The sequence below is a fragment of the Citrobacter sp. XT1-2-2 genome (assembly GCF_023516235.1).
GTDB classification, from domain to species: domain Bacteria; phylum Pseudomonadota; class Gammaproteobacteria; order Enterobacterales; family Enterobacteriaceae; genus Citrobacter; species Citrobacter werkmanii.
Window position 1 is genome coordinate 853663 of record NZ_CP097324.1, and the last position, 23977, is coordinate 877639.

At 50.2% G+C, this 23977-nt stretch carries 26 protein-coding genes and 1 tRNA gene; 18 read left to right on the top strand and 9 right to left on the bottom strand.

Features of this window, described 5'->3' with window-relative positions:
* The first annotated feature begins 105 nt into the window (after positions 1–105).
* From xerD to lysS, 5 genes are all read left to right on the top strand, one after another.
* A complete protein-coding gene (gene xerD / locus M4I31_RS04175) occupies positions 106–1002 on the top strand; it encodes a site-specific tyrosine recombinase XerD (RefSeq protein ID WP_038633475.1) in 897 nt (298 codons plus the stop codon).
* Between the two features lie 23 nt (positions 1003–1025).
* Positions 1026–1739 carry a bifunctional protein-disulfide isomerase/oxidoreductase DsbC gene (gene dsbC, locus M4I31_RS04180; protein WP_061382414.1) on the top strand — a complete coding sequence of 238 codons (714 nt, stop codon included), beginning with the start codon at positions 1026–1028 and terminating at the stop codon, positions 1737–1739.
* Between the two features lie 5 nt (positions 1740–1744).
* Complete coding sequence (gene recJ / locus M4I31_RS04185; protein WP_085048766.1) at positions 1745–3478, top strand: single-stranded-DNA-specific exonuclease RecJ; 1734 nt, start codon at positions 1745–1747, stop codon at positions 3476–3478.
* A gap of 91 nt (positions 3479–3569) precedes the next feature.
* A protein-coding gene (prfB, locus tag M4I31_RS04190) for a peptide chain release factor 2 (RefSeq protein ID WP_100194817.1) occupies positions 3570–4668 on the top strand; the annotation gives its coding sequence in 2 pieces (ribosomal slippage) (positions 3570–3644 and positions 3646–4668; 1098 coding nt in all).
* Between the two features lie 9 nt (positions 4669–4677).
* A complete protein-coding gene (lysS, locus tag M4I31_RS04195) occupies positions 4678–6195 on the top strand; it encodes a lysine--tRNA ligase (RefSeq protein ID WP_006686909.1) in 1518 nt (505 codons plus the stop codon).
* Positions 6196–6280: 85 nt separating this feature from the next.
* On the opposite strand, the gene idi is transcribed toward lysS, so the two are convergent.
* The 5 genes from idi to M4I31_RS24025 all read right to left on the bottom strand — a co-directional run bounded on the left by idi (position 6281) and on the right by M4I31_RS24025 (position 9993).
* A complete protein-coding gene (gene idi / locus M4I31_RS04200) occupies positions 6281–6829 on the bottom strand; it encodes an isopentenyl-diphosphate Delta-isomerase (protein WP_038633466.1) in 549 nt (182 codons plus the stop codon).
* 53 nt (positions 6830–6882) lie between these two features.
* Positions 6883–7599: a DUF554 domain-containing protein gene (locus M4I31_RS04205; RefSeq protein WP_038633463.1), complete on the bottom strand. Its 717-nt coding sequence runs from the start codon at positions 7597–7599 to the stop codon at positions 6883–6885.
* A 14-nt stretch (positions 7600–7613) separates the two neighbouring features.
* Positions 7614–8192, bottom strand: a complete 579-nt coding sequence (locus M4I31_RS04210) for a UbiX family flavin prenyltransferase (protein WP_085048767.1) — start codon at positions 8190–8192, stop codon at positions 7614–7616.
* Between the two features lie 11 nt (positions 8193–8203).
* Complete coding sequence (locus M4I31_RS04215; RefSeq protein ID WP_038633458.1) at positions 8204–9697, bottom strand: UbiD family decarboxylase; 1494 nt, start codon at positions 9695–9697, stop codon at positions 8204–8206.
* 161 nt (positions 9698–9858) lie between these two features.
* Complete coding sequence (locus M4I31_RS24025) at positions 9859–9993, bottom strand: hypothetical protein (RefSeq protein ID WP_256470076.1); 135 nt, start codon at positions 9991–9993, stop codon at positions 9859–9861.
* Here M4I31_RS24025 and M4I31_RS04220 point away from each other — a divergent pair.
* The 4 genes from M4I31_RS04220 (at position 9950) to M4I31_RS04235 (ending at position 13203) form a co-directional block, all read left to right on the top strand.
* A complete protein-coding gene (locus M4I31_RS04220; RefSeq protein WP_250856874.1) occupies positions 9950–10810 on the top strand; it encodes a LysR family transcriptional regulator in 861 nt (286 codons plus the stop codon). The two genes, M4I31_RS24025 and M4I31_RS04220, sit on opposite strands and share 44 nt — an antisense overlap.
* 88 nt (positions 10811–10898) lie before the next feature.
* Positions 10899–11633, top strand: a complete 735-nt coding sequence (gene actS / locus M4I31_RS04225) for an amidase activator ActS (RefSeq protein WP_085048927.1) — start codon at positions 10899–10901, stop codon at positions 11631–11633.
* 79 nt (positions 11634–11712) lie between these two features.
* Positions 11713–11786 (top strand) — tRNA-Gly (locus M4I31_RS04230).
* A 565-nt stretch (positions 11787–12351) separates the two neighbouring features.
* A complete protein-coding gene (locus M4I31_RS04235; protein ID WP_085048768.1) occupies positions 12352–13203 on the top strand; it encodes a DUF4393 domain-containing protein in 852 nt (283 codons plus the stop codon).
* A 264-nt stretch (positions 13204–13467) separates the two neighbouring features.
* Here the strand turns inward: M4I31_RS04235 and M4I31_RS04245 are convergent, their stop codons facing one another.
* Entirely contained in the window at positions 13468–14028 is a 561-nt protein-coding gene (locus M4I31_RS04245) for a tyrosine-type recombinase/integrase (RefSeq protein ID WP_085048770.1), read from the bottom strand.
* Between the two features lie 483 nt (positions 14029–14511).
* Here M4I31_RS04245 and M4I31_RS04250 point away from each other — a divergent pair, with 483 nt between their 5' ends.
* A complete protein-coding gene (locus tag M4I31_RS04250; RefSeq protein ID WP_063144558.1) occupies positions 14512–14724 on the top strand; it encodes a hypothetical protein in 213 nt (70 codons plus the stop codon).
* Between the two features lie 24 nt (positions 14725–14748).
* Here the strand turns inward: M4I31_RS04250 and M4I31_RS04255 are convergent, their stop codons facing one another.
* On the bottom strand, positions 14749–14997 hold the full coding sequence (locus tag M4I31_RS04255; protein ID WP_000002667.1) for a hypothetical protein: 249 nt from the start codon (positions 14995–14997) through the stop codon (positions 14749–14751).
* 235 nt (positions 14998–15232) lie between these two features.
* Here M4I31_RS04255 and M4I31_RS04260 point away from each other — a divergent pair, with 235 nt between their 5' ends.
* Both M4I31_RS04260 and M4I31_RS04265 read left to right on the top strand, forming a co-directional pair.
* Positions 15233–15412, top strand: coding sequence for a DUF3606 domain-containing protein (locus tag M4I31_RS04260; protein WP_032968401.1), 180 nt, complete (start codon positions 15233–15235; stop codon positions 15410–15412).
* Positions 15413–15467: 55 nt separating this feature from the next.
* Positions 15468–15746, top strand: a complete 279-nt coding sequence (locus M4I31_RS04265; protein WP_072058732.1) for a hypothetical protein — start codon at positions 15468–15470, stop codon at positions 15744–15746.
* A 26-nt stretch (positions 15747–15772) separates the two neighbouring features.
* Here M4I31_RS04265 and M4I31_RS04270 read toward each other — a convergent pair whose 3' ends face one another.
* Together M4I31_RS04270 and M4I31_RS04275 are read right to left on the bottom strand one after the other, a co-directional pair.
* Entirely contained in the window at positions 15773–16996 is a 1224-nt protein-coding gene (locus M4I31_RS04270; protein WP_085048771.1) for a tyrosine-type recombinase/integrase, read from the bottom strand.
* A 262-nt stretch (positions 16997–17258) separates the two neighbouring features.
* Positions 17259–18188, bottom strand: coding sequence for a LysR family transcriptional regulator (locus M4I31_RS04275; RefSeq protein ID WP_085048772.1), 930 nt, complete (start codon positions 18186–18188; stop codon positions 17259–17261).
* 154 nt (positions 18189–18342) lie between these two features.
* Between M4I31_RS04275 and M4I31_RS04280 the strand changes: the two genes are divergently transcribed.
* From M4I31_RS04280 to citE, 6 genes are all read left to right on the top strand, one after another.
* Positions 18343–19431 (top strand): 4-oxalomesaconate tautomerase, encoded by a 1089-nt coding sequence (locus M4I31_RS04280; RefSeq protein WP_038633446.1) that lies wholly within the window; start codon positions 18343–18345, stop codon positions 19429–19431.
* 72 nt (positions 19432–19503) lie between these two features.
* Positions 19504–20748: an MFS transporter gene (locus M4I31_RS04285; RefSeq protein ID WP_085048773.1), complete on the top strand. Its 1245-nt coding sequence runs from the start codon at positions 19504–19506 to the stop codon at positions 20746–20748.
* Between the two features lie 72 nt (positions 20749–20820).
* Entirely contained in the window at positions 20821–21684 is an 864-nt protein-coding gene (locus M4I31_RS04290; protein ID WP_038633441.1) for a fumarylacetoacetate hydrolase family protein, read from the top strand.
* A gap of 18 nt (positions 21685–21702) precedes the next feature.
* Positions 21703–22770, top strand: a complete 1068-nt coding sequence (gene citC, locus M4I31_RS04295) for a [citrate (pro-3S)-lyase] ligase (protein ID WP_069324825.1) — start codon at positions 21703–21705, stop codon at positions 22768–22770.
* A gap of 24 nt (positions 22771–22794) precedes the next feature.
* Positions 22795–23085, top strand: coding sequence for a citrate lyase acyl carrier protein (citD, locus tag M4I31_RS04300; protein ID WP_038633433.1), 291 nt, complete (start codon positions 22795–22797; stop codon positions 23083–23085).
* A complete protein-coding gene (citE, locus tag M4I31_RS04305) occupies positions 23085–23960 on the top strand; it encodes a citrate (pro-3S)-lyase subunit beta (RefSeq protein WP_038633430.1) in 876 nt (291 codons plus the stop codon). The genes citD and citE overlap by 1 nt, the downstream gene beginning before the upstream one ends.
* Positions 23961–23977 lie beyond the last annotated feature (17 nt).

Below are 23977 nucleotides of genomic sequence, written 5' to 3' on the forward strand. Positions count from 1 at the left end.
CATCTCAATTCTGCTGTAGCGTTGCGGGTAGTGTAACAGAATCGCCGCAATCCCGGCACAATGAGGCATAATGCATCAAAAATGAGAGTGGAATAAGGGGCGCGAGTGGAACAGGATCTGGCGCGCATCGAGCAGTTTCTTGATGCCCTGTGGCTGGAACGAAATCTGGCGGAAAACACGTTAAGTGCGTATCGTCGCGATCTGACCATGCTTGTCGAATGGTTACATCACCGTGGCGTCTCGCTGGCGACGGCGCAGAGCGATGATCTGCAGGCATTACTGGCCGAGCGGATGGATGGGGGATATAAAGCCACCAGTTCCGCTCGCTTGCTCAGTGCTACGCGGCGCTTTTTTCAGCATCTTTACCGCGAAAAATTTCGCGAAGATGATCCCAGCGCCTCGCTTGCATCACCGAAGCTTCCGCAGCGCCTGCCCAAAGATCTCAGTGAGGCACAGGTGGAGCGACTGTTGCAGGCGCCGCTGATTGAGCAACCGTTGGAGCTACGCGACAAAGCCATGCTGGAAGTATTGTATGCAACGGGCCTGCGCGTATCTGAGCTGGTGGGACTGACAATGAGTGACGTCAGCCTGCGTCAGGGTGTGGTTCGGGTGATCGGTAAAGGCAACAAAGAACGCCTGGTGCCGTTGGGTGAAGAGGCGGTTTACTGGCTGGAAACGTATCTGGAACATGGGCGTCCATGGTTGCTCAACGGTGTATCAATTGATGTGCTGTTTCCCAGCCAGCGGGCGCAACAGATGACCCGTCAGACCTTCTGGCATCGTATTAAACACTATGCTGTGTTGGCGGGAATCGACAGCGAGAAGCTGTCACCGCACGTCCTGCGGCATGCTTTTGCCACGCATTTGCTCAATCATGGCGCTGACCTGCGCGTGGTGCAGATGCTACTGGGGCATAGCGACCTCTCGACAACACAAATTTATACTCATGTCGCAACGGAGCGCTTGCGTCAACTACATCAACAGCATCACCCGCGAGCGTGAGTGCTGACAGGAAAGGATAGGTTATGAAAAAACGTTTTATGATGTTCACCCTGCTGGCAACGGCGTTTTCCGGCATGGTACATGCAGACGATGCGGCGATTCGCCAGTCATTGGCAAAGCTGGGGGTACAGAGCACCGAGATTCAGTCTGCTCCGGTGGCGGGTATGAAAACCGTACTGACCAATAGCGGCGTGCTGTACGTGACTGAAGACGGTAAACATATTATTCAGGGACCGATGTATGACGTGAGCGGCGCAAGCCCGGTGAATGTTACTAACCAGTTGCTGATGAAGCATTTGAACGCGCTGGAAAAAGAGATGATCGTCTACAAAGCGCCGCAGGAAAAACACGTCATTACCGTTTTCACCGACATCACCTGTGGTTACTGCCACAAGCTGCATGAAGAGATGAAAGACTATAATGCGTTGGGGATCACCGTTCGTTATCTGGCCTTCCCGCGTCAGGGTCTGGAAAGCCAGGCCGAGCAGGACATGAAGTCGATCTGGTGCGCGAAGGATAAAAACAAAGCCTTTGATGACGCGATGGCAGGCAAGGACGTGAAACCAGCAACCTGCGATGTGGATATCGCGAACCACTACGCGCTGGGCGTGCAGTTTGGCGTTAGCGGCACGCCGGCGATTGTGCTGAGCAACGGCTATGTCGTGCCTGGCTATCAGGGCCCGAAAGAGATGAAAGAATTCCTCGACGCACATGCAAAACAAACCAGCGGTAAATAATTCGCGTGAAACAAAAGATACAACTTCGTCGGCGTGAAGCCGACGAGACAACCGAGCTACCTGATGACCTGCCGCCATTGCTGCGTCGTTTATACGCCAGCCGCGGCGTGCGCAGCGCCCAGGAACTTGAACGTAGCGTAAAAGGAATGCTGCCGTGGCAGCATTTGAATGGCGTCGAAAAAGCAGTTGAGATCCTCTATAACGCCTTTCGCGCGGGAACCCGCATTATTGTGGTCGGCGATTTCGACGCCGATGGCGCGACCAGTACGGCGCTCAGCATTCTGGCGATGCGTGCGTTGGGTTGCGGTAACGTTGACTACCTGGTGCCTAATCGTTTTGAAGACGGCTATGGCTTAAGCCCGGAAGTGGTGGAGCAGGCGCATGCGCGTGGCGCTCAGCTGATTGTCACCGTAGACAATGGCATCTCGTCTCACGCCGGTGTGGAACATGCCAGAGCGCTGGGGATCCCGGTGGTGGTGACCGATCACCATCTGCCAGGGGATACGCTGCCTAATGCAGAGGCGATCATCAACCCCAATCTGCACGATTGTGAATTCCCGTCTAAATCATTGGCAGGGGTTGGCGTGGCCTTCTATCTGATGCTGGCGCTGCGCACCTTCCTGCGTGACAAAGGCTGGTTTGATGAACGAGGCATTGCGCCGCCGAACCTGGCGGACTTGCTCGATCTGGTCGCGCTCGGCACAGTGGCCGACGTGGTCCCGCTGGATGCTAATAACCGCATTCTGACGTGGCAAGGATTAAGCCGTATTCGTGCCGGAAAGTGCCGTCCCGGCATTAAGGCGCTGCTGGAGATTTCCAACCGCGACCCACTTAAGCTGGCTGCCAGCGATTTAGGTTTTGCGCTGGGGCCAAGGCTGAATGCCGCTGGCCGTCTGGATGATATGTCCGTCGGCGTGGCGCTGTTGCTGTGCGACAACATTGGCGAAGCACGCGTGCTGGCCAATGAACTGGACGCGCTCAATCAGACACGCAAAGAAATTGAGCAGGGCATGCAGGCGGAAGCGCTGACCCTGTGTGAAAAACTGGAGCGCAGTAGCGAGACGCTACCGGGCGGCCTTGCGATGTACCATCCTGAGTGGCATCAGGGAGTAGTCGGCATTCTGGCATCGCGCATTAAAGAGCGTTTTCATCGTCCGGTGATTGCGTTTGCTCCTGCCGGCGACGGTACGCTCAAAGGCTCCGGGCGTTCGATTCAGGGGCTGCACATGCGTGATGCGCTGGAGCGCCTGGACACCCTTCATCCTGGCATGATCCTCAAGTTTGGCGGTCACGCCATGGCGGCGGGCTTGTCGCTGGAAGAGGCGCAGTTTGAGCGTTTCCAGCAGCGTTTCGGCGAACTGGTAACCGAGTGGCTGGATCCCGCCTTGCTGCAGGGCGAAGTGGTGTCAGATGGCCCGCTAAGCGCCGCGGAGATGACCATGGAGGTCGCGCAAATGCTGCGTGATGCCGGGCCGTGGGGGCAAATGTTCCCGGAACCGCTGTTTGATGGACATTTCCGTCTGCTTCAGCAGCGTTTGGTGGGTGAGCGTCATCTGAAGGTGATGGTGGAGCCGGTTGGCGGCGGACCTCTGCTGGACGGAATTGCGTTCAACGTTGATACCAGTTGCTGGCCGGACAACGGCGTGCGCGATGTTCAGTTGGCCTACAAACTGGATATTAATGAGTTTCGCGGCAACCGTAGTTTGCAGCTAATAATCGATAATATCTGGCCACTTTAGCGTCACTAATCGCTATAAAAAAGGGCGTGGATTAGTTACAATCCCGCTCTTATAACCGCATTTTGACTAGTCCAATAAAAGAAATCAGACAATGTTTGAAATTAATCCGGTAAATAACCGCATTCAGGACCTCACGGAGCGCTCTGACGTTCTTAGGGGGTATCTTTGACTATGATGCCAAGAAAGAGCGTCTGGAAGAAGTAAACGCCGAGCTGGAACAGCCGGACGTATGGAACGAACCCGAACGCGCGCAGGCGCTGGGTAAAGAGCGTTCCTCCCTTGAGGCCATCGTAGATACACTCGACCAAATGAGCCAGGGCCTGGAAGATGTCTCCGGCCTGTTGGAGTTGGCTGTAGAAGCCGACGACGAAGAAACCTTTAACGAAGCCGTAGCAGAACTCGATACCCTGGAAGATAAGCTGGCGCAGCTGGAATTCCGTCGTATGTTCTCCGGCGAATATGACAGCGCAGATTGCTATCTCGATATTCAGGCTGGCTCCGGCGGTACGGAAGCGCAGGACTGGGCGAGCATGCTGATGCGTATGTATCTGCGTTGGGCCGAAGCTCGCGGCTTTAAGACTGAAATTATTGAAGAATCTGAAGGCGAAGTGGCGGGTATTAAATCCGTGACCATCAGAATTGCTGGCGAATATGCGTACGGTTGGCTGCGGACTGAAACCGGCGTACACCGTCTGGTACGTAAGAGCCCGTTCGACTCCGGCGGTCGCCGCCATACGTCGTTCAGCTCGGCATTTGTCTATCCGGAAGTTGACGATGATATCGATATCGACATCAACCCGGCGGATCTGCGCATTGACGTTTATCGCGCCTCTGGCGCGGGCGGTCAGCACGTTAACCGTACAGAATCGGCGGTGCGTATCACCCACATCCCGACCGGGATTGTGACGCAGTGTCAGAACGACCGTTCCCAGCACAAGAACAAAGACCAGGCCATGAAGCAGATGAAAGCGAAGCTTTATGAACTGGAAATGCAGAAGAAGAATGCCGAGAAACAGGCGATGGAAGACAATAAGTCAGATATCGGCTGGGGTAGCCAGATTCGTTCTTATGTCCTTGATGACTCCCGCATTAAAGATCTGCGTACCGGGGTTGAAACCCGTAACACGCAGGCGGTGCTGGATGGCAGCCTGGATCAATTTATCGAAGCAAGTTTGAAAGCAGGGTTATGAGGAACCAACATGTCTGAACAACACGTACAGGGCGCTGACGCGGTAGCCGACCTTAACAATGAACTGAAAACGCGCCGTGAGAAGCTGGCGAGCCTGCGTGAGCAGGGGATCCCGTTCCCGAACGATTTCCGTCGCGATCACACCTCAGACCAACTGCATGCTGACTTCGACGCGAAAGAAAACGAAGAGCTGGAAGCGCTGAACATTGAGGTATCCGTTGCTGGTCGTATGATGACCCGCCGTATTATGGGTAAAGCCTCATTCGTTACGCTGCAAGATGTTGGCGGCCGTATTCAGCTGTACGTTGCTCGTGACGATCTGCCGGAAGGCGTTTACAACGAGCAGTTCAAAAAATGGGATCTGGGCGATATCCTCGGCGCGAAAGGTAAGTTGTTCAAGACCAAGACCGGTGAGCTGTCCATTCATTGCACCGAGCTGCGTCTGCTGACGAAAGCGCTGCGCCCGCTGCCGGATAAATTCCACGGGCTGCAGGACCAGGAAGCGCGTTATCGTCAGCGCTATCTGGATCTCATCTCTAACGATGAATCCCGCAATACCTTTAAAGTGCGCTCACAGATTATGGCTGGCATCCGCCAGTTCATGGTGGGTCGCGGCTTTATGGAAGTAGAAACCCCGATGATGCAGGTGATCCCTGGCGGCGCGGCGGCGCGTCCGTTCATCACCCATCATAACGCGCTGGATCTGGATATGTACCTGCGTATCGCGCCGGAACTGTACCTCAAGCGTCTGGTGGTTGGCGGCTTCGAACGCGTATTCGAAATTAACCGTAACTTCCGTAACGAAGGCATCTCTGTTCGTCATAACCCAGAGTTCACCATGATGGAACTCTACATGGCGTATGCGGACTACAAAGATCTGATCGAACTGACCGAATCACTGTTCCGCACGCTGGCGCAGAACGTTCTGGGAACCACCGAAGTGCCTTACGGCGAAGAAGTCTTCGACTTCGGTAAGCCGTTCGAAAAACTGACCATGCGCGAAGCGATTCAGAAATACCGTCCGGAAACCAACATGGCCGATCTGGATAACTTCGACTCTGCTAAAGCGATCGCTGAATCTATCGGCATCAAAGTTGAGAAGAGCTGGGGTCTGGGCCGTATCGTGACTGAGATTTTCGAAGAAGTCGCGGAAGCGCACCTGATTCAACCGACCTTCATTACCGAGTACCCGGCCGAAGTTTCTCCGCTGGCGCGTCGTAATGACGTAAACCCGGAAATCACCGATCGCTTTGAATTCTTCATCGGCGGACGTGAGATCGGTAACGGTTTCAGCGAACTGAACGATGCAGAAGATCAGGCGCAGCGTTTCCAGGATCAGGTTAACGCCAAAGATGCGGGTGATGACGAGGCGATGTTCTACGACGAAGACTACGTTACCGCTCTGGAACACGGTCTGCCGCCGACTGCGGGTCTGGGTATTGGTATCGACCGAATGGTTATGCTGTTTACCAACAGCCATACCATCCGCGACGTGATCCTGTTCCCGGCGATGCGCCCGGTTAAGTAAGATGTGACATGCCCGATGGCGGCTGATGCCTTATCCGGCCTACAATTCGTTATGTAGGCCTGGTAAGCATAGCGCCATCAGGCAATTAATTCCCGTTGGCAAACTTGCGCAGTAATTCTCGCGCCTTATCGTTTGAAGCCTGCATCACCATCCACGGGCTAAACGCCCACGGCGTTGCATCAATCCCGCTTAACACATCCTCAAGATTGCTCCACTGGTAATCCATCACTTCATCCGCATTTGGCTGTAGTTGGCTGGTAAGCTGCGCGGCATAGACCGGACAAACTTCGTTCTCCATAATTCCATTGGGATCCGTAGCGCAATAACGGAAATCCGCATATACAGAGGCGAGCGCGGTAATGTCTGCGCTCAGTTCAAAACGGGCGCGGCGGATAACGGCATCTTCGGTTGTCTCCCCCGACTGCGGATGGCCACAGACAGAGTTTGTCCAGACGCCAGGCCAGGCTTTTTTGTGCAGTGAACGGCGCGTCACCAGCAGTTGTCCCTGGTCGTTAAATATCCAGCAGGAAAACGCGAGATGCAAAGGGGTGTTGAAGGTATGGGCGGCATACTTTTCCAGCATGCCTGACGGTTTATTTTGCTCGTCCAGCAAAATGACATGTTCCCCGGCCATGACAACTCCTGAAAATAAAAAATGACCCGACACAAACCCGCCGGGTCATGCACTCAGGCCACTAGGGTAGCCCATAAATGGGACAAAGGCATTACCAAAACAAGCCCTGGCAACATGTTGGCGACCGGGAAAAGTTTAATGTTACAGATACGCAAACCGGTGGCCACCATCAGCAGTCCGCCAGCACAAGAGAAATCCGCCATCATGTCAGGAGTGATCATCGGCAGGATAATCACTGCCAGCATCGCCAGCGCCACCTGAATAATGATTTGTGGGATGGCGATGGTCATAACCGCGTAGCCGAGAAGTGTGGCAAAAATCCCTGCGGTAAACAGATCGAGGATCGTTTTGATGTACAGAATTGATGGGTCGCCGCTCATCCCTTCGGTCATCGCCCCGAAAATCCCGGTGCCACTGGCGCAAAACAGTACCAGGATGGCGACAAATTTCTCTGTGAACTCTTCGTGACCCAGGCCATTAACTGGCGGCAGAACTTTGTTGATTAAACCGCGCGTGGAGCCAGCGGCTTTACCAATTCCTTTTTCCAGATGCAGCAATTCACCGAGAATGGCGCCGATCACCATTGCCAGCACCACTGCTGGCATATATTTCACTTTTAGTACCAGCGTGATGCCCAGACCAACGGAGCAAAGCCCGAAAGTCATCGGCAGCGCCGTTTTCACACGCTCAGGGAGCTTGCCGCCCGCCATTGCGCCAACTAGCCCGCCAAGAATGACGGCGGAACCATTTACATATGGGCCGATTAACATTGAGAAATGTCCTGTTAAGTAAAATTTAGCTCGCCTTCACCCCAGCGGGGGATATTGTTGACCTCAAGGTCGAACAGATCGAGCGCACGATTAACGCTATGGGTGATGATGTCGTCCGCCGTTTGCGGACGTTGATACAGCGCCGGAACCGGCGGAAAGATGATCCCGCCCATTTCAGTTACTGCGGCCATATTGCGAATATGACCGAGGTTCAGCGGGGTTTCTCTGGTCAGCAGCACCAGACGACGACGCTCTTTCAGCACCACGTCCGCCGCCCGGGTCAGCAGGTTGTCCGTCAGGCAGTGGGCGATTGCGCCCAAAGAGCGCATGGAACATGGTGCGATCAGCATCCCCAGTGTTTTAAATGAACCGCTGGAGATAGCCGCCCCCAGATCCGCGATGGGATGTACCACGTCAGCCATCGCTGTCACATCGTCCAGGCGGTAATCTGTCTCCAGTTCGCAGGTTTTTTCTGCTCCTTTTGAGACCACCAGATGGACTTTAACGGGGTGTTGGCGAAGCAACTCCAGCGCCTTAACGCCGTACTGAAACCCGGAGGCCCCACTGATCCCAATGATGATGCGTGCTGTCATGGTGGTCTCCTTTACTCGAAATCCGGCAGGAAGCGCTTCACGTCCACATCTTTAAATTTGGAACGCTGGAAGTTGTGCTTCAGGTGGAATGGCACCGTACAGTCGAAAATGGTTTTGCAGGACATTCCCTGTTGCAGGATGCTCGGGCTGTATTCCGGCACCTGTGACGGATCGAGCGGGTGGCAACGAACGCCAGGGATCGTAATGGTGTCAACATCCCCTTGGTAGCGGGTTTGCATGGCCCAGAGAACGTCGTCGCTATCGAAAATATCTACATCCTCATCCACCAGGATGACGTGCTTGAGTTCCGGGAATGCAGAGAAAGCCAGTAGAGCAGCCTGGCGCTGCCGGCCTTCATCTGTCGGAGAAGATTTTTTAAACTGCAGAACCGCCAGAAGTTTGCCACCGCCCGCCGAGTGGGCGAAAACATTGAGTAGTTTGCCCGGCATGGCGCGTTCTACCATATCCAGAATGCTGGCTTCAGTCGGAATACCGGCCATATTGACATGTTCTTCGCCAGGTCCGACGGTGGTGCGCCAGATGGGGTTAATGCGGTGAGTAACGGCTTTCACTTTGATCACCGGAATAGCCTCTTTCGCTTCGCCGGTATAACCCGGAAACTCAGGCATTGCGCGCCCGGTATGGGTGTTCTGATCTTCGCGTACTCGTGCGTTTGGCAGCAGTTCGCCTTCAATGACGATCTCCGCATGAGCGATAGCTTTTTCGTTGATGGTTTTACACTGCACCATCTCAACGGCTTTGCCGCGCAGCGCGCCCGCAATGCTCAATTCGTTGAAGCCCAGTGGGGTGGTTGGCGGCTCAAAACAGGCGGCAATTTCAATCGCCGGATCCACGCCGATGCTGATTGAAATCGGTAGCGGCTGACCTGCGGCTTCTGCTTTCATGCGGAAAGCATCAATATGGCGGCCAGGGGTCAGCCACATGGACAGTTCGTCGCGGCTCTGTACACACAAGCGGTGAATGGTGATATCGGATTCGTGAGTTTCCGGGTCTGAGGCGTAGCACAGGCCCATGGTAATATAGGGACCAGCGTCTTCTTCTGTATTGGTCGGAGCGGGTAATAGTTTACGCAGATCGAAATCGGCATCGCTCGCCAGATGCACCACTTCCTGACATTCCGCCGCGCCCTGAGTCATGACTGGCGCTATGGCGTTTTCCACAGAATCTTTCAGCAGATGCCCTAGTTTTGCTGGTTCGCACTGCAGAAAATGGCTGACGCGCTGGCGCGAACCGTTCAGCCCAATTGCCACGCTGATATCGTGAAATCCTTTGATTTTATTAAATACCATCACCGGCCCGTTCTTGCGGGTCGGGCGCTGGCAGGTTCCGCCCGCGCCCACATAACGATACACCCCAGAGAGTTCCGCGTGCGGGTCGACTTCGGTATCGGTTTCAACGTACTCGCCGGGAAGTGTTTTCAGTAGTTGGAGCGCAGAGCGTAAATCATGCACCGTTGAGGGAGATTTGTTATCAGTATTTGCCATGGGATGGTTCCTTCGGAAAAGATGTTTCGTTGTCTGCACAATATTTTCCGTGGCGCTTTTACACAAATACCGTTTACCGGATAGTTAGTAGATCAAAAAAGTTTATTTTAATGACCTGTTAAATAATGATTAATTAACATGAGATGTAGCGGGCTGGCTTTTTATTTTTTTGAGTAAGTGTGATACTGGCGATACGTTAAACCACGGGTGATGATGATGGATTTAAAGCGCTTACGGTATTTTTGTCGGGTGGTGGAACAAGGGTCGGTCAGCCAGGCGGCGAAATCGTTGAACATGGCGCAACCCCCCCTCAGCAAGCGGATTCAGGAGCTGGAAGAAGAACTTCAGGTCTCGCTCTTTGTTCGCCGTGGAAATCGTATTGAACCCACGGAGGCCGGTTTTTTTCTCTATCGCAAAGGATGTGAAATATTACGTCAGGTGGAGGATACCGCCAGGGAAACGACAGATATTGCACAAAAAAACAGAGCCGAATTAAGAATAGGTTTAACTCATCTCTACCAGAACTATTTTAAAGCACTGTTGATGGAAGTTTACCAACGTAATCCGGATACGGCGATCAATATTTCTGTTACCGACTCCAGCCATCTTGAGACATTATTAACGGAAGGGGGAATCGATATTGCTTTAATACAGCGTCCCTATCGCAGTGAAGGCTTTGATTATGTGTCGTTTGATCCGATTAAGCTGGTGGCGGTAATTAATAAAAAATGCCTGCCGGGCCCTCCTGCAAATCCCTATAACTACACTGCGCTGGCGGAGATGCCGTTGGTGCTGCTGCATCGGGCAAAGGATTCAGGGACTTACGAGATGCTGATGGATCTGTTTCGTAAATCCGGAGTAAGCGCAAAAGTGATCATGCATATTACGCAACCGGGGGTCATTCTCGACTGGCTGGAGTCCGGCCTTGAGGCTGCGACGTTATTACCGTCTTCGGAAGTCGATGCTGATAAACTTAGCCAATGTTACGTGGTAGACGTTTTTCCTTCGCCACAAATATTTTATCCTGCGCTGGTGAAATTACCCTCTATGCCTTATCTACCCGCGTTAATGGATATTATCGCACAGGGATATCCGTTTAACCCTACCGATTGAAGCGTAGCGATTGGGGATCGTCCGGCTGGCTGGTATGATAATGACCTCTGATTTCGAGGTAAACGTTGTGTTGAGTGCAGAATGGCTGATGAATAAACGTTTTTATATCACGATAATGTTGGTGAGCAGCCTGATCCTGGCAGGGTGTTCCAGTTCATCTGATTCCGGTTCCACGTATACTGTGAAGCGTGGTGATACGCTGTACGCCATTTCACGCTCTACTGGCACCAGCGTTCGGGATCTCGCCCGTCTGAACAACATTTCCCCCCCTTATACCATTGAGGTGGGGCAAAAGCTGAAGCTTAACGGTGATGCGAAAACCAGTACAAAAGCCGGTAAAGCAACCGCGAAATCTTCGAGCAAATCTTCTACCAAAACGGCTGCCGTCAGACCGTCTTCTTCTGTACCTCAGTCGTCCTGGCCGCCGGTAGGACAACGCTGCTGGCAGTGGCCCGCCAGCGGTAAGGTGATCCTGCCTTATTCCACGGCGGACGGCGGTAATAAGGGCATTGATATTTCTGCTGCGCGCGGTACGCCGATTTATGCGGCCGGAGCCGGGAAAGTGGTCTATGTCGGCAATCAACTGCGGGGCTATGGCAACCTTATCATGATTAAGCACAGTGAGGATTACATCACTGCCTATGCGCATAATGACACCATGCTGGTGAACAACGGTCAAAACGTGAAAGCCGGGCAGAAGATCGCCACGATGGGCAGCACGGATGCGACGACGGTGCGTCTGCATTTCCAGATCCGTTATCGCGCAACGGCTATCGATCCGCTGCGTTATTTACCGCCGCAGGGCAGTAAGCCAAAATGCTGACGGTGAATTAATCGCCAGTCAGTCGGTTCGTCCCTTGCCAAGAAGAGCGTAAGGTTTATAATCCCTTACGCACTTCAATGCGGGCGTAGTTCAATGGTAGAACGAGAGCTTCCCAAGCTCTATACGAGGGTTCGATTCCCTTCGCCCGCTCCAGCGATTTTTTACGCTCTAAGCTAGCTTAAAAATCGTTACGTTTCCGGTGCTTAGAGGGAGGCGCTCTGTAAGCGCTGTTGAGAACCCTCTAGACGTTCTACCTTGGTAACTACCGCGATTTGGTGAATAGTGATCAGGAAGCTTATCAAAACGCTGGCGGTCGTTCCAGTGTCTTACCGCGATAGTCCAACAAGAAAACAAAGCCTTTCACTACGGCTGTAAACCATTCCTGAAACTTTCAACCGTTCCACACTTAGCGCGGTGTCCCGTTAAAGCCTGTCGTGATGACACGCCACGGATAAACGAGCAAATGTTGGGAAGCCTAACCAGTCCGGGAAAGGGGCTGGCTCTGCCGTGGTGTTCACCGAGCCATAAATGATCGGTACTCGATAAGAGAACGGTTAACTGACAATTCTGACGATACGCCTTCGGCGCTTGATGTTGGTATGCCCAACACGGCGCTAAATGGATGCTATCGATCAAATTTTCGAAACTTTCAAATTACCAATGATTCAACGGAAAATGTATAATCTCTTGAAAATTAATGATTCCACTGGTGATTGATATGTCTGATGATGGTTCGAAAAGCAGCAACATAGCTGATATTGCTAATGCAGTGGCAGCAGTAGCTAAAGAAGTACCAATTTACCAAGATGCGCTTCAGCCAGCAGCTCAAGAGGTTGGGAAAGCACTTGGGACTGTTGCTAAACTCGTCAATCTTGCCTTAGCTCCAGTTAGTGGACTGGTTTGGGGATATGAGCAAATTCGTGAGTTTACTGCTGCCAAGGTTGCTGAAAAATTAAAGGATGTCCCACCAGAAAAAATTGTCACCCCTTCCCCAAATGTTGCGGGGCCAGCAATTGAGGCATTGCGATATACTGGCCATGAAGAATCGTTGAGCGAAATGTATGCTTCGTTGTTAGCTACTGCAATGAACAAGGATACGGTACAAAAGGCCCATCCAGCCTTTGTTGATATAATAAAACAATTGACCCCAGATGAAGCAAAAATAGTTAGTGGTTTCACTGCGAGCGATACCATAAACCCTCTTATTTCGATTAAGGCTTCAAGCCCTAACAAAACCATACGTGATGGTCATAACATCGTGTTAAGGAACTTTTCCCTAATTGGTCAAAGAGCAGGATGCGAGCACATAGAACTTGTCCCCGCATATTTAGATAATTTAGTAAGAATGGGGCTGTGCGTAATTCCTGATGGTATGGCATATACTAGTGATACATGGTATTCCCCACTAATAAACCATCCAGACATCCTTTCAAAGATTGAAGAAATGAAACAGGTCAATCGACAAACTGAAATTAAGAAATCTGTATTAACGATTACTGACTTTGGTCGACAGTTTGCGTTGGCATGTTGCCCAACTATTGTAGTGCATATTAAAGCAATGGCGCGTTAGTATTATTTTTCGTTGTCCGAAGCGTCGAAGGTTTTGGCATATGCGCATTTCCCTTTAGTCACCTGCGTGAACAGATAAATGCTGTTCTCATAGGTACAAAGCCGTTTCCCACCCTTTAACTCCTGTTCGTCGGGGTTGGACATAGTGATTTTGCCTGCATGAGCCGTCAGCGGTAGTAGGACCAGCACAAAAAGTAAAATTTTCTTCAAAGTAGTAGTCTCAATAGTCGCGTTGCGATTTGCATAGCAAAATCGTAAACAGTCATCAGTAGTCGATAGTCTGGAATACGTCTTCGATATCTTTTTCCATAATCCCGCAGTATGCCAGCGTGACCGCCTGCGATGAATGCCCGTACAGCTTAGTGAGTGTTGGCAGGCTTACACCACGTTTCAGAGCATGGTAACCTAGGTTCTTGCGTGGGCTGTGGGCTGCAATGCGAAGATTTAGCATATCGCCTGCCTCTTTAAATTTAGCTGAGACCGTCACACGGCTGATCGGTTTACTCTTGGCCCGGTTGCTGTCCACTTCAAATAAGTATTCATGACCAGGATTGTCAGCACGGCGCTGTGCTACCAGTTCAAGCGCTTTGGCAGTCAGCATGATAGAGCGGGTTTTCCCTGTCTTTTGTTCCTTCAGGTTCAACACGTTCCCTTCGATGTGATTAAAGTCGGCATAACGTAACCTGAGAGCGTCACCAACTCGCGCCGCCGTCTGGTTCAGGAATACCCACAAATCACCGTAAATCGGACTTCTATTGTGTTTACGTAGCAAAGACTCAACCTCTGCGATCTTCTCTTTGTCTCTGACTGGCTCGACTCTCTTCATTTCGTCCTTCGCTGTTATCTCGTTATGTAAGTTACAAGGTGAATATTGATCATAACATGATAATTGTAAAGAGTTTTTTATATGTTAATGCACCCACTCCTGCCCGTAGTGAAACAAAATTTGGGGTTACTCTTCAGGTTCCAGTGTCGGAAAATATCTCAGCGCATGGGCTGATGTGCTAGGCGGGGCTGAGAGCCTGTCAATAAAAATGAACCATTATTTCAAAATATCGTAAGGTAAGTCTTTGCACACACAGCACAGATGCATAGAACGTGCATAAAGGATGCATAAGACAGCGTTTATCTGGAGTGTGCAGGACAAGTTTAAGAACGTTGAGCTATTCGCGGAAAGCTCAATTTTGCCTGTGGTGTACCGTCCAGACTTTGTGACCAAACTGACGAACGACGCAGCTTAACGATCAGTAAGCAGTTATTGGGGACGCATTGTCCCCGCTGCTGGCGAGGCAAAGGAAAGGAGATACATATGAAATTAGCTTTGATCGGTACTGGCAACATGCCGCTGATGCAGTGGATTCTGGACGGTAAAGGCGATGATTCGATCATCAACATGTCTGCATTAGCACGCAGGCTTGAGTGTAGTCGTTCCAGCTTACTTGACCGCATCCATACGCATGGATTCGACAGCGCTATCAGGTACTACTTGAGCGAACAGCGACAACGGAAACTGAAAACATGAGAGCCGGGTTAATCCCGGCTTTTTTTAGCGTTTTTTATTCGATTGGGAAACAACCGAACCAGCTAAGGTTTTAGTAACCTCGCTTGAACGTGGGTTTTTCAAAGCTGCTGATGCTTTGGCCTCCATGTTCGCGCCAGTCTGATTTTTTGTTCCTGCTTGTGATAGCACCGAACCCGCTAAACTTTTCTGAATCGCAGAGGCGTTTGGGTTGTTTAGAGTCTCTGCTGCCAGATGAGCTACATCTTTCGAGGATTGCTTATCATTGTTCGCCATTTCAACACCTATTCACGGAATGGGTTTTTGGATATATTGTATTTGTTATATCAATAAACACAATATGTAGTGGTTATGATAGAAGCGAAGCGGCAAGGTTAGCAAGCTCGGAAAAAAAGTTTTTACTGGTTTTATGACCAGTGTCAATTGTTTGATAACTGACCGTTTACGAAGCGGCAGAGGAGTCATATAAGTAATGTGCAGGCATAAGCCTGTATCACGAGGAATCAGTAAAATGGCTGATGATAAGACCAAAATTGGTACACCTGACAATGATTTAATAAGTATCAAACAGGATTACGAAAGACGTGATTGGGCTAAAAAGTTCGGTGTTAGTGAGGCTAAACTTATTCAAGCTGTTCAAGCCGTAGGTCATTCGGCTAAAAAAGTGCAGGCTTGGCTTAAAGACCATTGAAATATGAGCGCCTTACGGGGCGCTTTATTTTTTATTGTCCTTTGGGAGAAAGTTAATGGCTAATAACTTGTTTATTACCTATGACCTTATAAAAGATAAGGATTACACGGCTGTTCATGCTGCCATTAAAACGCTGGGTAACTGGGCAAAGGCGACAGAATCTAACTGGTATGTCAATAGTGGCTATTCTGCTGAAAATGCAGCGAAGATAGTCAAGGCTGCAATGGATAATGATGATAGATTAATTGTTGTGGATGCAACAAATAATAATGCTTATTGGTATAATCTTCCTGATGAAGTTTCTGCTCGTATTCAGGCTGAATGGCCACAATAATATAAGGGGGGCAGCCCCCCTTTAATCTATAGAGCATGATAATACACACACTCAACATATTTGGCTAACTCTCTCATACCTGCGCCCTTGCTATATGTCCTGAATGCTTCAGTTTTGGCCTTCTGTTCAGTATGCCCGGTGATAGCACCTATGCGCTGTTCTGGTACGCCTGCTCTGTCTAAGCATGTGATGAACATCCCGCGCAAGCTGTGGAAGCATTGCCTATCTGTAGCTGTAGGCAAGACGCTATCACGCAGCCGAGTAAATTTTTGGCTGTACCACGGACCGCGTTTGCCATCCTTCCGGATGATGTTATTTGACTGCGCCAAAAGATATGCACCGCCGTTTTGCGCCAGATGCTTATCAATAATCCCCATCAGTAGCGAGTGGATCGGAACATACCGCACCCCGGCTACAGTCTTGGACTTGCTGACAAAGAAACATCTGACACCCTCCAACATTACAATTTCATCCCGCTTGATGCTGGCGATCTCATCAAGTCGCATTCCTGAATACAGCCCAATCAGTATGACATCGCGTAGAACACCATCGGCTTCGCTGATCAGGATTTGCAATTGTTCTGGTTCAAACGGTTGATAACTCTCTATTGTGCGACGTGCTTCGAGGTTATGACCGTGAAAAGGGTTGCTGTCTGGTATCACGTCGTAGCGGCGTTTGGCGAACTCGTACAGACTCCCCAAAGATGTTAGCCAGTTCTGCAACGTTTGAGGTGAAAACTTGCTTTGGTTAGCCTCCAGGAACTCCGTCACCATACGGCGACCAATACCGCCGATTGTGATCGCTGGTCTTTTTATGGATTTCGTAAACGCCTCGACAGCACGGGCAGACTTTTGCAATGTGGAATAGCTCCGCCTGTCTGAGTACACCTTCATGTATTCGTCGCAAAGGTCTTTTAACTTTGGCGTTGAAGGTTTCCCTTTGGTGGCTGTCTGAAAATCTGGAACGAGATTAGTAGATGCAGCACCAACGAAACGTAGATCGGTAATGGCTGACTGAATCTTGAGAAGATAAGCATTTGGGTTGAATTGCGCCTGTAGCCTTCTGAACTCCATCAGGTACTGATCACGAAATCTACGAGCCAACACAAGATCGCGAGTGCCTGTTGATTTTTTAAGCATTTTGCGACCGTTCCAGAGGTGGCGCATATAAACGGGAATATGAAGCTGAATGATATAAATCCCGTCACAGTTTACGTAAAGATAATTTGTTCCTTTGCCCTTGATCGTCATGGTCTTAACCTAGTAAGCTACCGCTACTAGTTACCGTGGATTTACGTAAACGTCTGTTTGGTTTATCTTTTCCGGTGCTTAGAGCAAGCCTTTTCGATTCCCTTCGCCCGCTCCAAAGTTACTTCCCTTGATGTTTCCCTCTGGTCTGCCTGATTTCCACCTGCGACAATTCATTTTATTACCGAAAATCAATGCGTTGACTTCCTCTGCTGATGCTGTGGGAGAGTTCTCATCGGTCATTCACTCGTTGCCCAACGGGGGGTTACAGCTGAGTAAACTTGTTGATCCAGGGGCTGCTATTTTCGCCTGACCACAGATGTAATATCAGCTGGCGGAATTTTTCCGCCGCAGGACTAAGGGTTGTTTCACTGCGTTTTACCAGGCCAAGCGTACGGCGTATGACGGGTTCTATCAGTGGACGACTAACAAGGATGTGATGTTCATCGGCCGGCATCGCCAGACTGGGAACGACAGACACACCGAGACCCGCTTCCACCATCCCTAGTGACGTCGAAAGATGACGCACTTCATAAAACCAGTTAGGTTTCCAGGCCATTTTCTCGAAAGCCTGATCGATCAGCGATCGGTTTCCGCTGGAGCGTCTTACCCCAATCAGCTTCATACCGGCCAGATCGTCCCAGGTTACCAGCGATTTATTTGCCAGCTCATTGTCGCGTCGGCATGCCAGAACGAAGGGTTCGTTCACCAGCGGCGCAAAATCGATATTTGGATGTGTGACGTTTATCATATTTATACCGAAATCTGCGTCGCCATTTAATACTGCTTCCAGGCAATCGCTGGCGCTGTGCTCCAGTATGCGGATTCGGATGTTTGGGTAGTCATTGTTGTAATCTCGTATCACTGAAGGCAGAAAATAGAACGCGGCAGTAGGGATACAGGAAACCGTAATAACACCTGCCTGATGTGTCGCCATCTCTTTAATACTGAGGATGGAACTTTCATAAAAATCTATTAAATTCTTAGCCTTAGGTAAAAATTCTCTTCCTACTGTCGTGAGCTTAACGCTGCGCGTAGAGCGTTCAAACAGCGTGGTTCCCAGGCTATCTTCCAGTTTCTGAATTCTGCGTGTTAAAGCAGGTTGTGAAATGTGAAAAAATTGGGATGCTTTTGTAAAGCATCCGATTTCTGCAATTTTTACAAACGCTTGTATCCCCTGTAGTTCATGCGGCATAGCTGTATCCCATTCTCGCTTTTATATAACCACCATAACGCACGGGCTATTAATGTGCAAAACGTATTAATCATGCTTTTTTTGGCATTAGAGTTATCAACCGGAGTGTGAAAACCTTATAGCGTTCCTGACAAAAGCGAAGTGAGATAAACATATGTTAAAGATCCCTTGCGTATTAATGCGTGGCGGTACGTCAAAAGGGCCGGTGATTCTGGCCAGCGACCTGCCTGCGGAAACAGAAGCGCGTGACGCAGTTTTACTCAGTTTGATGGGGGCAGGCCATGAACTCGAAATTGACGGTATTGGCGGTGGAAGTCCGCAAACCAGTAAGGTAGCGATAGTTAGCACTTCAGAAAGTCCTGACGCGGATGTGGATTACCTGTTTGCACAGGTGATGGTGAATGAACGTCGTGTCGATACCACGCCTAACTGCGGCAATATGCTCTGTGCGGTCGGTCCCTTTGCTATTGAAAAGGGGCTGGTGAAGGCGCAAAGCCCGGTAACGACGGTGCGGATCCGCAATCTCAATACCGGAACGCTGGTCGATGCAGAAGTGCAAACGCCTGATTATCGGGTGGTGTACGAAGGCGATACCCAGATTGATGGAGTCCCGGGGACCGCCGCGCCCATAGGCTTAACTTTCCTGAACTCTGCGGGTTCTAAAACTGGGAAATTGTTGCCGACGGACAGTGCGACAAACGTCTTCGACGGTATTGAAGTCACCTGTATAGATATGGCGATGCCGATGGTATTGATTGACGCTTCAGCTTTGGGGAAAACAGGAGGGGAATCTCCTGCAGAATTAGATGGCGATAAGGCATTTAAAGAAAAGCTGGAAAGTCTGCGTCGTCAGGCTGGCGCAGCTATGGGCTTAGGGGATGTGACAAACAAGGTGATCCCTAAACCGGTTCTTCTCAGCCCGGCGCGTAACGGCGGAACGATTCAGGTACGGTATTTCATGCCGCACACATGCCATAAATCACTGGCGATTACCGGATCGATTGGTATTTCGACCGCAACGCTGATTGAAGGCTCCGTCGCGGCAAAAATTGTCGCCGATCGTCCAAAGGGGCTATTCACTAATATCATCGATATTGAACACCCAAGTGGAAAAATATCCGTGTCCTTATTGAAGGAAGGTAACAATATCGAAAAAACCCGTGCCGCAGTGATACGTACTTCACGCAAGTTGTTTGAGGGTGCCGTATGTGTACCGGAAAAAATGCTCACTGAAGTTGCGTAAATAAAATTTAAATAAAAAACATCTGCCTTAAAAAATTACACTCTGTACCTTAACAATAATACCGAGGTTATTATGGCGTTAACTCATGCTAACAATACCCTGAAAGCTTCAGATTCTGTAAAAGCCGGAGCGCATATTCGCGTGATTCTGGCCCTGGCATTATCCGGGCTTGCAGAGCTTGCTTCTCTGTTTTTTATTCAGCCACTGCTTCCGACGCTTGCTGTGGAATATAATGTTCCTGTCAGCCAGGTGAGTATTATCTTATCAGCAGAAACGGCCTTGCTGGCTATTGGATTACTGTTTACCGGGACGTTATCCGATCATTATGGCAGAAAACGGTTAATTGTTGTCTCCCTCCTGTTAGGCGGTATTCTTACGCTGCTCTGTCCGCTGATGGAATCCTGGGCGATGCTGGTGGCGCTACGTGCGGTAATTGGTCTGGCGCTGAGTGGTATCGCTGCGGCGGCCACTGCCTACATCAGTGAAGAAGTCGCCCCGGTGGCGGCAGGTATCGTAACGGGATATTTTGTCTTCGGTAACTCCATGGGCGGCATGTCCGGTCGTATTGTTGCCAGCCAACTTATTGATCACGTTTCAATAAATGCCATCTTTTACGGTTTTGCGGCCAGCTTGATTGTGGTTGCCATTCTGGTTAAGTTTTTACTGCCTGAATCTAAAAACTTCACCCCAACGCAAAACCTTAACATTACGCGTATGGTGAAAGGGGCTGCATCGCATTTCAAAAACAAAAATCTGGCGCTGGCTTTTGTTATCAGCTTCATTATTTTCGGCGCATTTACCTCGCTTTATAACTATCTGGCCTTCTTCCTGAAAGGCGAGCCGTTCCATATTTCACCGGCAAACGCAGGTCTGCTCTCCTTTAGCTTCGCCCTGAGTTTCTTTACGGCTCCGCAGGCTGGTCGTTTAAGTGCGAAATATGGCGCGATGAAAGTATTGCGTGTGCTTTTTCTGATCATGGCCTTAGGCATGCTGCTGACGCTGACGTCGAATGTCATCACCTTTATTGTTGGCGCGGTGATTTTTACCGGCTGTTTCTTCGGCTGTCACTCTATTGGTTTGAGCTGGGTAAGTAAAAATGCAACGCATGCAAGAGGCCAGGCCGTTGCACTCTATTTATTCTTTTACTACATGGGCGGTTCGGTGATTGGTTTTATCAACGGTTTTGTTTTCCATTCACTGGGCTGGATGGGGATGACCGGGTTGATTCTGGTATTGCTTGCCATTGGCGTTGTCGTGGCAACGTATCTGGCATCCGGTCCAAAACCGGTACTGGTGCCCGCTCAGTCCGCAGAATAAAAAGTTTGGCAATTTGTTCACGCCTCAGGGCGTAAACAAAAAAAAAGGTATGTATATCAATCGGGTATCATCATGAAATTAGCAAGTTATATTCATCAGGGCCGTAAAAGCTACGGGATTTATACAGAATTCGGCGTTATCGATTTGGGTAATAAAATCGGCCATCAATATGCGACGTTGAAAGACCTTCTTCAATGGGATGCTGTTGACGTCGCAAGGCAATACAACGATTGCCCTGTGGATATTACGCTTGAAGATATTACCTTTTTGCCCGTTATCGAAGAGCCAGGAAAAATTTTCTGCGTTGGGATGAATTACGCTGAAAAAAGAAAAGAGTTTGCCGAGACGAATAATGCCCCGACGCTGTTTATCCGTTTTCCTGATTCACAAACCGGTCATGCCCAACCTGTGCTTAAACCTGAGTTGTCGAGAGAATTCGATTATGAGGGCGAGCTGGCCGTCATCATTGGTAAACCGGGCACCCGAATTGATGTAAATAATGCGCTCAATCATGTCGCGGGATACAGCTGCTATATGGATGGCTCCGTTCGTGACTGGCAGCACGCGTGGTTTACCGCCGGTAAAAACTGGAAGCAAACCGGCGCTTTTGGCCCCTATATGACTACAGCGGATGAGATACCCGATCCTCATGCGTTGACCATCCATACCTGGCTGAATGGCATGCTGGTTCAGAACGACTCCACTGGTAGCATGATCCACAAAGTGGCAGATCTTATCGCCTATATCAGCACATTCACCTCCCTCAGCGCCGGTGACGTCATTATTACGGGTTCGCCTGGCGGCGTCGGTAAAAAACGCAATCCTCCGTTATTTATGCACGATGGCGATCGGGTTGAAGTTGAAATCGAAAATATTGGTCGTCTGATTAATACCATTGTGGAAGCCCAACCGCAGCAAGAAGCGTTGCTTGTTTAGACGGTCAGGAGAGAGACGATGTACACCGCCAGAACGCCAGAATTTGAGGTTATAAAAGCCGGTAATGCTCAGGCCAGAGAGGAGGTTGCCCGCTTCCTGGCACGCAACGGTTTAGGCATTGATGACGATATCTCGCAATTTATTGTTGCACTCTACCAGCGTCAGATTATTGGCTGCACCGGTATTGCGGGTAACACCTTAAAATGCATCGCAGTGGATTCCGGGTGGCGTGGCTCGTCGTTAATCCTGACGTTAATTCATGAGGCCGAACTTCTGGCGGCACAAAACGGCGAACATCAGCTCTTTCTTTTTACCTGTCCGGATAATGTGAAGTCGTTTCGCGGATGCGGATTCTATCCGCTTGTCACCGTCAATAACTGTGCGGCATTAATGGAGAATACGCCGGTTGGTATTCATCGTTACTGCAGCCAGTTGCGTAGCCACCATTTCGTGCCGGGGAAAAATATTGGCGCGATCGTGATGAACGCGAATCCATTCACGCTGGGCCATCAATATCTTATTGAGCATGCGGCAAGCCAGTGCGACTGGCTCCATGTTTTCGTGGTTCAGGAAGATGTCTCCGCTTTTTCGTTTAAAGAACGGTTTGCGATGGTCAGGGACGGATCGCGGCATCTGAAAAATGTCACTGTTCATCCGGGGTCTGCCTATATTATTTCGCGCGGGACCTTTCCAGGCTATTTCCTGAAAGATAAGCAGGTGATAGATAAAGTCTACGCGGCAATTGATCTTATGCTGTTCAGAAATTACATCGCACCTGCGCTGAATATCACTCATCGTTTTGTGGGGACGGAGCCATTCTGTCAGTTAACCGCAGAATATAACCGAGCGATGCATCACTGGCTGGAAAATGCAACGAGCACAGCGGCCTGTATTCACGTACACGAAATAGAACGAAGAACGGATGGTAATGATGTGCCGGTCTCTGCTTCAGCCGTTCGTCGTTTATTAAAAGAAAACCAAATTGCTGCCGCCAGTCGTATGGTGCCTGCCACCACGCGCGCGTTTCTGAATAACGGGGGACAGCATCAGCCTCGTTTATCCGAATCGTTGTCGGCAGCGGTTTAACCGCATTATCACAGGAAAACTGATATGAAAATTGTACAAGCCGCGATGGCGGGAACGCTGGAGTCCAGTGACCTTATGGTGAAGGTCAGTCCCGTCGAGAGCGGGCTGGATGTGGTCATTCACAGCGAAGTGTATAAGCAGTTCGGCGACCGAATTACCGAAGTTGTGAATGAAACCCTGGCTGCGTTCAACATCGAGCAAGGGCAGATCATTATTGATGATAAAGGCGCGCTGGATTGCGTGATCCGTGCCCGTATACAGGCTGCTCTGCTCAGAGGTTCGGCTCGGGAAGATATTGCATGGGAAAAGTTATAATGAAAAAGTTACGTCGCAGTATGTTATTTATTCCCGGTTCAAGTGCCGCCATGCTTTCTACGGCATATATTTATAAACCGGACTCCATTATGTTTGATCTGGAAGATGCCGTAGCGCTAAAAGAAAAAGACAGCGCCCGCCTGCTGGTATTTCATGCCCTGCAAAACCCGATGTACAAAGATATTGAAACCGTTGTCAGAATTAATCCGCTGAATACACCTTTTGGATTAAAAGATCTGGAAGCCGCCGTCAGGGCGGGCGTTGATGTTATTCGTTTACCGAAAACCGACTCTCCGGAAGATATCCACCAGCTTGAACGCGAAATTGTTCGCATTGAAGAAAATTGCGGGCGCCCTGTCGGCTCAACGAAATTAATGGCAGCGATCGAATCTGCCGTTGGCGTTATTAATGCAGTCGCCATTGCGAAATCGTCTGACCGTTTAATGGGGATTGCGCTGGCCGCCTTTGACTATGTGATGGATATGCAAACTGAGCGAGGCGACGGGACTGAGCTGTTTTACGCCCGCTGTGCCGTATTACATGCCGCGCGCGGGGCGGGTATTGACGCTTTCGATGTGGTGTACGCCGATGTGAATGATGAAGCCGGTTTCCTGAAGGAAGTGGATCTGATTCGACGGATGGGCTTCAACGGAAAATCGCTGATTAATCCGCGACAAATTGAAATTCTGCATAACGCCTACGCGCCAACCCAGGAAGAGGTGGATTACGCACAGCGCGTGATTGCAGCTGCAGAGGAAGGGGAACGCAACGGACTCGGGGTGATTTCGCTGAACGGCAAAATGATTGATGCGCCGATTATCAACCATGCCCGCGTGGTTATCGAACGCAAAAATGCTTCCGGCATTCGTCAGTAATCCCCCATTACAAGCGA

Bases quoted from the DNA above. Each gene is read 5' to 3' on its own strand.
- dsbC (WP_061382414.1), top strand. From the start codon at position 1,026: ATGAAAAAACGTTTTATGATGTTCACCCTGCTGGCAACGGCGTTTTCC.
- lysS (WP_006686909.1), top strand. From the start codon at position 4,678: ATGTCTGAACAACACGTACAGGGCGCTGACGCGGTAGCCGACCTTAAC.
- idi (WP_038633466.1), bottom strand. From the start codon at position 6,829: ATGGCCGGGGAACATGTCATTTTGCTGGACGAGCAAAATAAACCGTCA.
- M4I31_RS04205 (WP_038633463.1), bottom strand. From the start codon at position 7,599: ATGTTAATCGGCCCATATGTAAATGGTTCCGCCGTCATTCTTGGCGGG.
- M4I31_RS04210 (WP_085048767.1), bottom strand. From the start codon at position 8,192: ATGACAGCACGCATCATCATTGGGATCAGTGGGGCCTCCGGGTTTCAG.
- M4I31_RS04215 (WP_038633458.1), bottom strand. From the start codon at position 9,697: ATGGCAAATACTGATAACAAATCTCCCTCAACGGTGCATGATTTACGC.
- M4I31_RS24025 (WP_256470076.1), bottom strand. From the start codon at position 9,993: ATGTTCAACGATTTCGCCGCCTGGCTGACCGACCCTTGTTCCACCACC.
- actS (WP_085048927.1), top strand. From the start codon at position 10,899: ATGAATAAACGTTTTTATATCACGATAATGTTGGTGAGCAGCCTGATC.
- M4I31_RS04235 (WP_085048768.1), top strand. From the start codon at position 12,352: ATGTCTGATGATGGTTCGAAAAGCAGCAACATAGCTGATATTGCTAAT.
- M4I31_RS04245 (WP_085048770.1), bottom strand. From the start codon at position 14,028: ATGAAGAGAGTCGAGCCAGTCAGAGACAAAGAGAAGATCGCAGAGGTT.
- M4I31_RS04250 (WP_063144558.1), top strand. From the start codon at position 14,512: ATGAAATTAGCTTTGATCGGTACTGGCAACATGCCGCTGATGCAGTGG.
- M4I31_RS04255 (WP_000002667.1), bottom strand. From the start codon at position 14,997: ATGGCGAACAATGATAAGCAATCCTCGAAAGATGTAGCTCATCTGGCA.
- M4I31_RS04260 (WP_032968401.1), top strand. From the start codon at position 15,233: ATGGCTGATGATAAGACCAAAATTGGTACACCTGACAATGATTTAATA.
- M4I31_RS04265 (WP_072058732.1), top strand. From the start codon at position 15,468: ATGGCTAATAACTTGTTTATTACCTATGACCTTATAAAAGATAAGGAT.
- M4I31_RS04270 (WP_085048771.1), bottom strand. From the start codon at position 16,996: ATGACGATCAAGGGCAAAGGAACAAATTATCTTTACGTAAACTGTGAC.
- M4I31_RS04275 (WP_085048772.1), bottom strand. From the start codon at position 18,188: ATGCCGCATGAACTACAGGGGATACAAGCGTTTGTAAAAATTGCAGAA.
- M4I31_RS04280 (WP_038633446.1), top strand. From the start codon at position 18,343: ATGTTAAAGATCCCTTGCGTATTAATGCGTGGCGGTACGTCAAAAGGG.
- M4I31_RS04285 (WP_085048773.1), top strand. From the start codon at position 19,504: ATGGCGTTAACTCATGCTAACAATACCCTGAAAGCTTCAGATTCTGTA.
- M4I31_RS04290 (WP_038633441.1), top strand. From the start codon at position 20,821: ATGAAATTAGCAAGTTATATTCATCAGGGCCGTAAAAGCTACGGGATT.
- citC (WP_069324825.1), top strand. From the start codon at position 21,703: ATGTACACCGCCAGAACGCCAGAATTTGAGGTTATAAAAGCCGGTAAT.
- citD (WP_038633433.1), top strand. From the start codon at position 22,795: ATGAAAATTGTACAAGCCGCGATGGCGGGAACGCTGGAGTCCAGTGAC.
- citE (WP_038633430.1), top strand. From the start codon at position 23,085: ATGAAAAAGTTACGTCGCAGTATGTTATTTATTCCCGGTTCAAGTGCC.